This is a genomic window from Marinoscillum sp. MHG1-6, assembly GCF_024714475.1.
Classification (GTDB): Bacteria; Bacteroidota; Bacteroidia; order Cytophagales; family Cyclobacteriaceae; genus JAMZMI01.
Map to the genome: position 1 here is coordinate 102,660 of NZ_JAMZMI010000002.1, position 12,336 is coordinate 114,995.

The window sequence follows — 12,336 nt, forward strand, 5'->3', positions numbered from 1 at the left end:
GTCAGACCAAACGATTCATAAATTCCTGCATTACCTGCACATATAGTTGCTGCTTCAACACCAGATCCTCTACACCTTCATCCAGGTTCGGATTATCATTGATTTCAATGATGTAGTATTTCTTACCATGCTGTTTGATATCAACTCCATACAGCCCATTGCCTATTAATGCTGTTGCCTTAACCGCCAAATCCAGCAATGCTCTTGGAGCCTCCGCGATATCAAGTGTGGCGGTGTCCCCCTCTTCCATACCCCCGGAACCTTTCCAATTCATTATCTGCCAATGATCCGGCGCCATGAAGTATTTACAGACATAAAGTGGTTTGTTATTCAGAATCCCTACCCTCCAGTCAAAGTCAGTCGGGATAAATTCCTGGGCAATCACCAACTCCGAGGTTTGAAAAAAGTCCTTCAATACCTCCACCAGTTCAGCTTCATTCTTAGCTTTTTTTACTCCCTTGCTAAACGATCCATCTGGTTGTTTCAGGATAATTGGATACTCCAGATTCGAAAACTTCATTTGGCTTATCCTATCCTTTTTAATGATCCAATATTGAGGTGTAGGCACCTGGTGGGCCCGCAGCAACTCACTCAGGTACACCTTGTTAGTACATTTCAAAATTGAATCGGGATCATCCATCACGACCAGGCCTTCTGAAGCAGCCTTTTTAGCAAACTTGAAAGTGTGATGATTAACATTTGTTGTCTCTCTTATAAATAAGGCATCATACTGGATAATCTTGGCGAAGTCGTTTTTTGTTATCAGGTCAACATTGAACCCTACCTTTTCACCCGCCTTCACGAAATTTTGGATGGCCTTCTTATTGGAAGGAGGCGTAGTTTCTTCCGGGTTCACCAAAATGGCCAGATCATATTTCTTTCTATTATACTGTTTATTTAACCTGTTTTTTCCTAGCAAATACTCATTAAGCGCATTTTTCAAGAACTCCTGAGCATCATCAGGAAACTCATTGAGGTTTAGTGGCTTAAGGTTGGTCAGTATCCATTTATCCTTTTTTAAGAATACCGCTTTCATAATGGGTACCTGAAACAGGTTGAAAATCAACGTGCCTATTTTATTCAGTTCAGGCTGATGTGCCTTTCCAAAGCAGATAAACAGGTCCAGGCGATCTTCCCTTTGTTTTTTTAGTCCCTGCTGGATCACCTCATCAAAATCCTCTGCATCCTCCTTTACAATGGAAGGAAACCTAAAATCCTGTAGCGTCGCGATCTCGGGCATCACCTTATGTCTGCGAGCCTCCGCAAGTAGCGAAACATAGTATCCAAGGCTTTGGTATTGATAGCTCTTACACAAATTGATCACCTTGTACTTTCTCGATCTTTGAAAAGACTCTTCAGAGAAATACTGAGCCGGGGTGATAATCTCGACATCCTGAATGGCACTTTGCCACTCCTCTGGTGTGTCAGTTATGATTAGTTTGGATGACATTTTTTGGTTTAATGACGAGCAGGTTGGCATCATAAGTCACAATCCCAAGCAGGATCGAATTGATTAACCTCCTCAAGGTAATCTGGTAGTGATGTGTATCACTAATTGGATTGGTATCCAAAGGATCGGCAATATTGGCTATACGCTTGGCCTGATCATATCCATGAACAACTACAAAATGTCCCGCCGGGGTGCCACGGATATCATCATATTGATTTGTTTCGCCAATCTCTCTGGCACAATCATATAGATAGGTAGCACTAAGGCCGGTAAGCAACGGAGTTCCTTCATTGAGGATCTTCCTGATCAGGTGGGTGCTTAACTCCTCAAATTTGATAGATCCGCCTAAAGAAAGAAAATTCAAATAAGCATTGGCTGCCTGTCTAAATTTCCTGGATGATTTGAACGCCTTTTGCTCCTCAAGTTTTGATTTCAGATCTACTCCTGAATTAAACCAGGTCGGATCGAACATCATCAAATTGTAAGTATACAGCGTAGCATCATAGCCTCGGGACAGGGCATGATTTCCCAGCATCACCGCAAGAGTCCCGCCCGTTTTCAGGGTTTTGACCTCACGGATAACCTGATCAAGTGAAATTTGGTCATCGAAATATTGATACACTGCCTGAAGGCAGGTAGGCCCACATGTTTCGTCGTTGGGCTGTGCGTGGATATCCAAACTCAAGGTTTTGATACCCAACTTATCCGACGTTTTCAACTTTGTTAGTTAGTCATCAATGTCTTTTTTGATTATTAGACGATTTCCTTGCTTATAGGTTAGATAATTTAATACCCAGTTGGAAAAAACCAAGAGCTTTCTTCTGAATCCTATGATTGAGAAAAGGTGAATGAACATCCAGATAAACCAACCAAAAAAGCCTCCGATGGTAATATTAAACGGAAGATCAATCACTGCTTTATTTCGACCAATAGTTGCCATTGTTCCTTTATCCGTGTATTTGAAAGGCTTGATTGGCCTTTTTTGATTGAGTCGAACAATGTTTTTCGCCAGGTGTCTGGCTTGCTGTATAGCAACAGGAGCCAGCATCGGCAAGCCTTTTGGGTGCTTTTCATCTACTTGCAATGCCACATCACCCACGGCATATACATATTTATGTCCGTCGATCAGGTTAAACTCATTCACTTTGATCCGACCATTGATCACCGCATCCATATTCAAACCGGGCACCAAATTCCCTTGTACCCCAGCGGCCCAAATCAAACAATTGGTCTTGATCTCTGTACCATCGCTAAGCACAGCAACCCGATCTTCATAAGAATTAAGGATGGTTCCCAATCTTACCTCCACACCAAATTTCTCAAGATATCTGGCTGCCTTTCTTCCGGAAGCCTTGGACATGGCCCCTAGCACCTGATTTCCCCCTTCAACCAACGTTATCCTCATGGTTCTGAAGTCAAGTTCAGGATAATCCTTTGGTAGTACCTGATTTCTCAACTCTCCAATCGCTCCTGCCAACTCCACACCAGTAGGACCCGCCCCCACGATGACAATATTCATGTGTTTTTCCAGATCCTCCTCGTTATCCAACTGCAAAGCCTCTTCGAAGTTATTGATCAGTTTGGTTCTAAGCTCAATGGCATCAGTGATCTCCCGTAGGTTGTTCGCGTTCTTCTTGATCTGCTTATTTCCGAAAAAGTTGGTTCTGGAGCCTGAAGCCATAACCAGCACGTCATAGCTCAATGTCCCAAGGTCGGTATGAATCTCTTTGCTCGGTGCATCTATCTCCTTCACCTTCGCCATACGAAAATGGAAATTCTTACTGTCCTGAAGAAATTCCCGAAGAGGACTGGAAATATCTCCCGGGCTCAACCCTGCCGTGGCCACCTGATACAGTAGTGGAATGAAGGTATGATAGTTATGCTTATCAATTAGAACTATTTGAATATCATCGGCTTTAGACAGCTCCCTCACCAGTTCAATACCAGCAAAGCCACCTCCAATGATGACCACCCGCATCATATCAGTTTTTGGTATTCGTTCGTTGATTCTGTCTTGCTTGATTTCTTTTTTGGTCTGAGCTTCCAAATTTGCGTTACTTTTAATCCTGAGTTTTCACCTTTGAGGTTTTTTCAACCCTCAATTATCCTTTTTTGACAACACAAAGTAAAACGATATTTATCCCCTCAGGATCAACTTATTTGAAATAATTTTCCCGAATGGAATCCAACAAAAAAGTCATCAATTCGTGGTGCATGTATGACTGGGCAAACTCAGTTTATAATCTCGTAATCAACACTTCCATATTCCCTATCTATTATACCGCAGTCACTGCCAATGAAGCCGGTGGAGACCGCGTTGATTTCTTTGGATTTGAAGTCGTCAATTCGGTCCTGTATAGCTATGCCATCTCTATCTCCTACTTACTATCGGCATTAATGCTACCCTTGTTATCGGGAATTGCAGACTATACCGGAGAGAAGAAAAAATACCTTAAAATATTTACCACGCTTGGATCCCTGGCCTGTATGACCATGTTCTTTTTCAATGGAGACACCCTGGAGCTTGGAATTATTTGTGTCGTGCTGGCAAGTGTAGGGTATAGTTCAGGTCTGGTGTTTTATGATGCTTACCTACCTGAAATTGCTCCTGCCTCACTCACTGACCGTATCAGCGCACGTGGATATGCATTTGGATATGCGGGAAGTGCCCTTCTCTTGATTGCCAGCCTGGTGATTATCAGTTTTTATGATGTGGTGGGTTTTCCCACCAAAGGAGATGCTACGCGAACAGTCTTTCTGTTAGTAGGTGTCTGGTGGATCGGTTTTGCGCAAATCCCATTCAAAAATTTGCCGGATAATGTATTTAACAGAAAGCCCTCTGGGAAAATTTTAATGAACGGATACCTTGAATTAAAAAAGGTATTTGTGGAGTTAAAAAAGCAGGCCGACCTCCGAAAGTACCTCCTGGCCTTTTTCTTTTTTAACATGGGGGTGCAGACCATCATGCTGCTTGCAACGCTGTTTGGGTCTAAAGAACTCAAAATGGAGTCGGGTCAGCTTATTCCGATATTGCTTATCATCCAGTTCGTGGCAATAGGCGGTGCTATTCTCTTTGCTCGTTTGTCTGAGAGGAAAGGAAATATCTTTTCCCTTGGTACTATGATCATTATTTGGATAGGGCTGTGCCTGTTTGCTTATACCGTAACAACCGTAACTCAATTTTACATCATAGCCGTAGTGGTTGGTCTAATGATGGGTGGGATTCAATCCTTGTCAAGAGCGACCTTTTCTAAGTTACTTCCTTCAAACACCGTTGATCATGCATCATACTTCTCATTTTATGATGTAACTTTTCATATCAGCGTTGTAATAGGAACTTTTAGCTATGGATTTATTGAACACCTTAGTGGAAGCATGCGTAATAGTACCCTGGCACTAGCTTCCTATTTCATACTGGGTTTTGTGCTTTTAATTATGGTGAAAATGCCTAAGAAGAACAATGCAAGCGCTTAACCTTCCTCCATTTAATATTAAAACCAAGTCTGAGGAGGGCAACGAATATGTCTTTGATATTGTCCGTAAAAAATATGTGATCCTCACCCCTGAAGAATGGGTACGCCAGCACTTTATTCACCTCATGATCAATCACTTGGGTTATCCCAAATCATTGATCAAACTGGAGTTTCCACTGAGCTATTTTAAATCAGGAAAAAGAAGTGACATTATTTTGCTGGACCGCGAAATGAATCCTTTTTTGTTGGTTGAATGTAAATCCGCAGACGTTAACATTGATCAAAAGACCCTCAATCAAATTTCAACTTATAACAAAGTTGTAAAGGCCCAATACATAGCTGTGACAAATGGGCTCAAGCACTTTATCTGGAAAATGGAAAATGGGGAATACACTCAACAAACTAAATTCCCCAATTTTCCAAACCAATTATAAAAAGTGATCTACCTCTGTGTAGTCCAGTCCAAAGGCATCTGCTACACTTTTATAAACGATCTCACCTTCTATAATATTTAACCCTAACTTCAATTCTTTATTTTCGGAACAAGCATTTTTCCAACCTTTGTTTGCCAGTTGAATAGCATAAGGAAGGGTTGCATTGGTCAATGCCAGGGTTGAAGTATATGGAACTGCTCCCGGCATGTTGGCCACACAATAATGTAGCACATCGTCTATCACATAAGTTGGGCTTTCGTGGGTCGTAGGTTTACATGTCTCAATACAACCACCCTGATCCACAGCCACATCAACGAGTACGGTACCCGGCTTCATATCCTTTAGCATATCCCTGGTAATCAGGTGCGGTGCCTTAGCTCCCGGAATTAGTACTGAGCCTACAATCAAATCATGTGTACTAATGAGCTCTCTGATATTGTACTCGTTGGACATCAGCGTATCCACATTGGCCGGCATGACATCATCCAAATATCTGAGTCGTGGCAGATTGACATCGAGTATGGTCACGTCTGCCCCCATACCCGCAGCCATTTTTGCCGCATTCGTCCCAACAACTCCGCCTCCGAGTATCATCACTTTTGCTGCCCTTACGCCAGGCACTCCACCAAGGAGTATACCTCTTCCGCCACTAGGTTTCTCGAGAAACTTCGCTCCCTCCTGAATTGACATCCGACCTGCTACCTCTGACATCGGGATCAATAACGGAAGAGACCTATCTGATTTTTCAACTGTTTCATATGCCAGGCAGGTAGCTCCTGATTTCATCATAGCCTTTGTGAGCGGCTCGTAGGAGGCAAAATGAAAATAGGTAAATACCAGTTGATCTTTCTTAATGAGACCATATTCCGCTTCAATGGGCTCCTTCACTTTGATGATCATCTCCGCCAAACCATAAGTCTCCTCAATTGTGGAAATAATTTTGGATCCCGCCTTTTCGTAAACGTCATCAGTAAACCCACTTCCCTGTCCAGCGGCTGATTGCACCATAACACTATGACCATGCTTGACCAACTCGGTCACACCTGCCGGAGTGAGGGCAACCCTGTTTTCGTTATTCTTAATTTCCTTAGGTACTCCTATGATCATTTCTTTGTCATTTTTGGGGTGTTTAACACGACAAAGATAAGTTTGACAACCACCAAAAAAACATGGCTTTCAAAATTCGATAGATCGTAAAAATCATTTCTTTCAGGACATATTTTTTATTTTGAATTCCTATTTCTGCGCAGAATATAATTCCAATATTTTGGCCTACTAAAAGTCTAAAATGAGCCCGATACGAATAATTTTCAACCAGCTCTTTTGAATTTTGGCTATATTTGAGCGTGAGTTCAGCCTTCCCAAACCGCTAAATATTAAGCCTTAATTCATGAGTACTACACAGACCAAAAAGCAATTAGACCTCTCCGTAAGTGAAATCCTTGCAGACTATGCTTTGGCAGTGGAAAGCCGTGAAATGAGCCTTATAGGCCGTAAGGAGGTATTTATGGGTAAAGCTAAATTTGGGATCTTTGGAGATGGAAAAGAAGTAGCTCAAATTGCCAAAGCTAAAGCCTTTAAAAACGGCGATTGGCGATCGGGATACTACAGGGATCAAACCTTTATGATGGCCATCGGTGAACTAACCGTCCAGGAGTTCTTTTCACAACTATATGCACATACTGATGTAGCGCATGAACCGGCATCAGGTGGACGAATGATGAACGGTCATTTTGGAACGAGGTCAATGGATGAAAATGGTGAGTGGAAAAGCCTCACAAGTATGAAAAACTCTGCATCGGATGTTTCCTGCACCGCGGCTCAGATTCCACGTCTGGTGGGACTTGCCTATGCATCTAAATTGTATCGAAATAATCCGGAGCTTGCTGACTTTAAAGACTTTTCCATCAATGGAAATGAGGTTGCCTTTGGAACCATAGGTAATGCCTCTACTTCGGAAGGGCATTTCTTTGAAGCCATTAACGCTTCAGGAGTACTCCAAATCCCCATGGTCCTCTCCGTATGGGATGACGGATTTGGGATTTCCGTACCAAACGAATATCACACTACAAAAGAAAGCATTTCGAAGGCCGTAGCCGGTTTTCAAAGAACCAAAACCGAGGAAGGAATTGAGATATTCGCGGTAAAAGGCTGGGACTATGTGGAACTTGTTGAGGCCTACAAAAAAGCAGTACATCTGGCAAGGACTAAACACGTACCTAGCCTGGTTCATGTTGAGGATCTCACTCAACCGCAAGGTCATTCTACCTCGGGGTCGCATGAAAGATACAAGTCTAAAGAACGACTTGAGTGGGAACACGAGTTTGACTGTCTGAAGAAAATGAAGGAGTGGATTCTGGAAGAAGGCATCGCAACTCCTCAGGAATTAGAGAAAATTGAAAAGGAATCTAAGCTCAAGGCGAAAAAAGGTCGCGAAAAGGCATGGGTAGAGTATTCCAAAAGTATCAAGGTGGATTTTGACAGTGCTCTTGAAATCCTCAATAAGGTTGCTGTAAAACATGACAGCAAAAGAGAGCTCGTGTTGCTCAAAAATGAGCTAAAAAGCACCCTCAATCCTACCAAGGCAGACATTCTTCGGACAGTGAGAAAAACGCTCCGACTGATCCGAAATGAGTTTAGCCAAGAGAAAAGAGAGTTGCTTAGCTGGTTTGATGAAAAAAGGACCAAGTACACTGAAGAATATAGCTCTACATTATTCGTTGAAAATGGCCATTCTCCCCTACTTGTAGAAGAAGTAAAGCCTGTTTACAAAGAGGATTCGAAGCAGGTTGATGGAAGAGAAGTCGTTAGAGCAGGTTTTGAAGAAATTTTCAAAAGAGATCCGCGTGTATTCGCTATTGGCGAAGATGTGGGTAAAATCGGGGATGTAAATCAGGGCTTTGCCGGTTTGCAGGAGATTTTCGGAGAACTGAGAATCACTGACACAGGCATTCGCGAACCAACAATCATCGGACAGGGAATTGGCTCTGCGCTGAGAGGCCTGCGTCCTATTGTGGAGGTTCAATATTTAGACTATCTCATTTATACGATCCAAACCTTATCGGATGACCTGGCATGTCTACATTACCGAACTAAAGGTGGACAGGTTGCCCCTATTATCCTCAGAACCCGTGGACATAGACTTGAAGGAGTCTGGCATAGTGGATCACCAATGAGCATGATTTTGGGAACGGTTCGAGGAATCCATCTATGTGTTCCAAGAAACCTGACCCAGGCTGCTGGGTTTTATAATACCTTGTTGAAAGGAGATGATCCTGCGATCATCGTTGAGCCGTTAAATGCTTATCGATTAAAGGAAAAGATGCCGGAAAATCTTTCAGAGGTTTGTGTGCCTCTCGGCATCCCGGAAATTCTTCGTTCTGGTGAAGATGTGACATTGGTTACCTATGGCTCAATGTGTCGGATCGTAATGGAGGCAGCTACTCAGCTTGAAGAAATCGGCATTTCCTGTGAAGTCATTGACGTTCAGACATTGATGCCTTTTGATCGTACGCAGGTGGTTCTAGAATCATTGAAGAAAACCAGCAGAATAGTATTTCTCGACGAAGATGTGCCTGGCGGTGCCACGGCCTATATGATGCAAAATGTTCTCGAAAGAGACGGTGGTTATCAATACCTGGATTCGAAACCGATCACTGTGGCAGCTCGGGAGCATCGTCCGGCCTACGGCACGGATGGAGACTACTTCTCAAAACCGAATATTGAAGATGTTTTTGAAGCCGTTTACGGATTGTTTGTAGAAGCAGACCCTGAAAGGTTCAAGGATATTTTCTAATCAAAAGCTTTACTGTAAGATATCCGAAAGAGTAAACTCCGGAGTTTCTACCTCATTACTCTGGTTAAGAGCCCGGTCGTATACAAAGAATTTCAGCTTGAATGTATCCTGAGCCAGGAATAGCTTAAGTCCCTGGGATACAAAAGAGTAGCTAATCGTACCTGTTGTCGGTTTATTAATCCTTTCGTAATCAAAAATAGGAATACGCAAATTATCAACTTCCTGGCTACAGTCACTCTGACCTAAAAAATCACCAATTGTAACCTCTTGGTAAATGCCATTCTTTCGAAACAGGAAGTCAATAATCAGATTGCTGTGGTACTTGTTCTGAACAATAAAAAATGTGTCCTCGATTCCGTCTCCAAAGTAGTAATCATCACAATTGAATTCCGGTCGATTATCCGTATCGCTAAAAAAATCTGTTTGGGACAATACCTCATCAAAAGGATCTGCCAAATAAAATGGCGGCTTTACGAGAGAATCAGGCATCGTGTAGGTAACCCCAAAACCTTCAGAGTTTACAACAAAGTAATATGGATGAAAGGGTGGATAAGTGTCAATTTCGCGCAGGCCGATATCCCCATCCCCATCTTCAAAGTCAAAGGTGATTGTGAGTGAATCCGCACCCACCGATGAATCAATAAATCTCAGTTCCTTAAACTTGATCTTAGGAACATCCGAATACTCAGGAGGATCGAAACAACCTGTCAGAAATGATCCAACAGAGATTATTAAGCATATTTGCAGGAGTATTCTGTTCATATCTTTACAAATGTATTAACACTTTCCATTAGTAGTACAACGGATGTTCGACTCTGAAAATTTCATTAACCAATTTAACAATTTCGACAGCCATTCCTTTCAAATGGCTGCACTTGAGCTTTTCAAATACCAATGGAATAATAACACGTTATACCGTGAATATTGTTCTGGATTAAACCGAACTCCTTCAAATACCGAAACACTCGAAGGTATTCCCTTTTTGCCTATTGAGTTCTTCAAATCACATCAAATCAAGACTGGAAAATGGAAGGAGAACAAAATCTACCTGAGTAGTGCTACAACGTCATCCGTAAGAAGCCAGCATTTTGTACGATACAATGATCAATACCTAACCCTTGCAAAAGATACCTTTGAAAAGCTTGTAGGACCAATCCAGAAGCAGTTAATACTCGCACTACTTCCATCCTATCAAGACCAGGGGGGATCCTCCCTGATCGCTATGGTTGATCATTTTATGAATGAGAGTGGGCGAGGAAATCACTATTTTGGAGCTCCCCAATTCGATAAGTTAGCAGAAACGCTCCACCAAAATCAACATGAAAAAGTGTATCTATTTGGGGTATCATTTGCTCTCCTCGATTTCATCGAGCAACATCATGGTCAATTCCCCAATCTTACCGTTATTGAAACCGGGGGAATGAAAGGCCGCCGAAAAGAGATAACCAGGCATGAGCTTCATGAAAAAATTCGAAATGGCTTAAATCCGGGCAAAATTCTTTCGGAATACGGCATGACTGAATTGACCGTGCAGGCTTACTCCTCCAATGCAATTTTTCAACTCCCCGCCTGGTCAAAAGTCCTTATTCGTGATATCAATGACCCATTTTCGTACAAGCCAAATCAAAAAACAGGTGGAATAAACATCATTGATCTTGGCAATATTCATTCCTGTGCATTCATTGAAACCAAAGACCTTGGACGATTAGTTGATGGAGAGCGATTCGAGGTTTTGGGGCGTTATGACAACTCCGATATCAGAGGTTGTAACCTGATGGCCGAGAGTTTTTAATGCAATGAATTATTAATTGCAATTTGTTGTTTTACATCAAAAACCGCCCTACTTTTGGAATAGGTATATCGGAATTTACATCATTAAAAAGTAAAGCACACCGCATATGAAAATAAAACTGATCATAATCGCACTTGTACTAGTTGGACTATCCGCTTGCACACAGAAAACATGCCCTACTTACGCTAAAGCTGACGTTTCAGAAGAGGCGCAAAACATCTGATTGTAGGGGTTAGATTTCTACGTACTTCTCTACGTCTTCTTTTGAAATGGTGCTATCCGCCATTATCACCAGTCTCTCGACTATATTTCTAAGTTCACGTATGTTTCCGGTCCATTGGTAGCTGGACAGTTTTTCTATGGCCGCTTTGTCGACTTTCTTCTTGGCTGTTCCATATTCTTCTGCAATTTTCTCAAGGAAGTGATCCACTAATAATGGGATATCTGATGCCCGGTCACGTAAGGCAGGCACCTGAATGATCATTACACTTAGTCTGTGATAAAGGTCTTCCCGGAAATTACCATCTGCAATCTCCTTTTTCAAATCTTTGTTGGTAGCGGCAAGCACACGTACATCGACTTTTATGGGCTTATCTCCGCCCACCCTGGTAATCTTATGCTCCTGCAAGGCCCTCAATACTTTGGCTTGAGCCGATAAGCTCATGTCCCCTATTTCATCTAAAAAAAGCGTTCCACCTGTAGCCTGTTCAAACTTTCCAATTCGTTGCTTATGGGCCGAGGTAAACGATCCTTTCTCATGACCAAACAACTCACTTTCAATCAATTCTGAAGGTATTGCCGCACAATTCACCTCTACCAAGTCAGATCCCGAGCGATTACTCTTTTCATGCAACCATCTGGCAACAAGCTCCTTTCCGGTACCATTTTCCCCCGTTATCAAGACTCGCGCCTCCGTGGGTGCCACCTTTTCGATGGTTCCTTTGATATCAAGAATTTCTTTTGACTCCCCAATAATATCAAACGCCTTGCTCACCTTTTTCTTAAGACGTTTTGTCTCCGTCTGCAGGTTCGTCTTGTCCAGCGCATTTCTGACTGTGAGCAGGAGCCTGTTTAAATCAGGTGGCTTTTGGATGAAATCATATGCGCCCTTTTTGGTCGCATCTACAGCAGTTTCTATCGTCCCATGAGCAGAAACCATAATAAACTGGGAGTCTATACCAGCCTCCATGCTTTTCTCCAAAAGCTCCAGGCCGTCCATTTTAGGCATTTGTATATCACATAGAACGACATCTACCCCGCCTTTATCCAAGATTTTAAAGGCGGCTTCTCCATCTGCCGCTTCACTGATTTCGTATTTTTCATATTCAAGAATCTCCTTTAAAGTTTCCCGAATACTTTTTTCGTCATCTACTATTAGAATGTGAGCCATA

At 42.4% G+C, this 12,336-nt stretch carries 10 protein-coding genes; 4 read left to right on the top strand and 6 right to left on the bottom strand.

Features of this window, described 5'->3' with window-relative positions:
• Position 1: 1 nt before the first annotated feature.
• The 3 genes from NXR94_RS04305 to NXR94_RS04315 are packed head-to-tail and all read right to left on the bottom strand — an operon-like array spanning position 2 to position 3,497.
• The gene (locus NXR94_RS04305; protein ID WP_258103353.1) at positions 2-1,450 is read right to left on the bottom strand and encodes a RimK family protein; all 1,449 of its coding nucleotides are present in this window, start codon (positions 1,448-1,450) and stop codon (positions 2-4) included.
• The gene (locus NXR94_RS04310) at positions 1,425-2,168 is read right to left on the bottom strand and encodes a C39 family peptidase (RefSeq protein ID WP_258103354.1); all 744 of its coding nucleotides are present in this window, start codon (positions 2,166-2,168) and stop codon (positions 1,425-1,427) included. Before NXR94_RS04310 ends, NXR94_RS04305 begins: the two co-directional genes overlap by 26 nt.
• Before the next feature lie 9 nt (positions 2,169-2,177).
• A complete protein-coding gene (locus tag NXR94_RS04315) occupies positions 2,178-3,497 on the bottom strand; it encodes an NAD(P)/FAD-dependent oxidoreductase (RefSeq protein ID WP_258103355.1) in 1,320 nt (439 codons plus the stop codon).
• 131 nt (positions 3,498-3,628) lie between these two features.
• Between NXR94_RS04315 and NXR94_RS04320 the strand changes: the two genes are divergently transcribed.
• Positions 3,629-4,924, top strand: coding sequence for an MFS transporter (locus NXR94_RS04320; protein ID WP_258103356.1), 1,296 nt, complete (start codon positions 3,629-3,631; stop codon positions 4,922-4,924).
• Positions 4,911-5,357, top strand: a complete 447-nt coding sequence (locus NXR94_RS04325) for a type I restriction enzyme HsdR N-terminal domain-containing protein (protein ID WP_258103357.1) — start codon at positions 4,911-4,913, stop codon at positions 5,355-5,357. Before NXR94_RS04320 ends, NXR94_RS04325 begins: the two co-directional genes overlap by 14 nt.
• Here NXR94_RS04325 and ald read toward each other — a convergent pair.
• Positions 5,352-6,464 (bottom strand): alanine dehydrogenase, encoded by a 1,113-nt coding sequence (gene ald / locus NXR94_RS04330; protein ID WP_258103358.1) that lies wholly within the window; start codon positions 6,462-6,464, stop codon positions 5,352-5,354. The two genes, NXR94_RS04325 and ald, sit on opposite strands and share 6 nt — an antisense overlap.
• A 283-nt stretch (positions 6,465-6,747) precedes the next feature.
• Here ald and NXR94_RS04335 point away from each other — a divergent pair, with 283 nt between their 5' ends.
• Positions 6,748-9,153 (top strand): thiamine pyrophosphate-dependent enzyme, encoded by a 2,406-nt coding sequence (locus NXR94_RS04335; RefSeq protein WP_258103359.1) that lies wholly within the window; start codon positions 6,748-6,750, stop codon positions 9,151-9,153.
• Positions 9,154-9,162: 9 nt separating this feature from the next.
• Here the strand turns inward: NXR94_RS04335 and NXR94_RS04340 are convergent, their stop codons facing one another.
• Positions 9,163-9,915: a hypothetical protein gene (locus NXR94_RS04340; protein ID WP_258103360.1), complete on the bottom strand. Its 753-nt coding sequence runs from the start codon at positions 9,913-9,915 to the stop codon at positions 9,163-9,165.
• A 43-nt stretch (positions 9,916-9,958) separates the two neighbouring features.
• Here NXR94_RS04340 and NXR94_RS04345 point away from each other — a divergent pair, with 43 nt between their 5' ends.
• The gene (locus NXR94_RS04345) at positions 9,959-10,945 is read left to right on the top strand and encodes an acyl transferase (RefSeq protein ID WP_258103361.1); all 987 of its coding nucleotides are present in this window, start codon (positions 9,959-9,961) and stop codon (positions 10,943-10,945) included.
• A 232-nt stretch (positions 10,946-11,177) separates the two neighbouring features.
• Here NXR94_RS04345 and NXR94_RS04350 read toward each other — a convergent pair whose 3' ends face one another.
• Positions 11,178-12,335, bottom strand: a complete 1,158-nt coding sequence (locus NXR94_RS04350; RefSeq protein ID WP_258103362.1) for a sigma-54 dependent transcriptional regulator — start codon at positions 12,333-12,335, stop codon at positions 11,178-11,180.
• Position 12,336 lies beyond the last annotated feature (1 nt).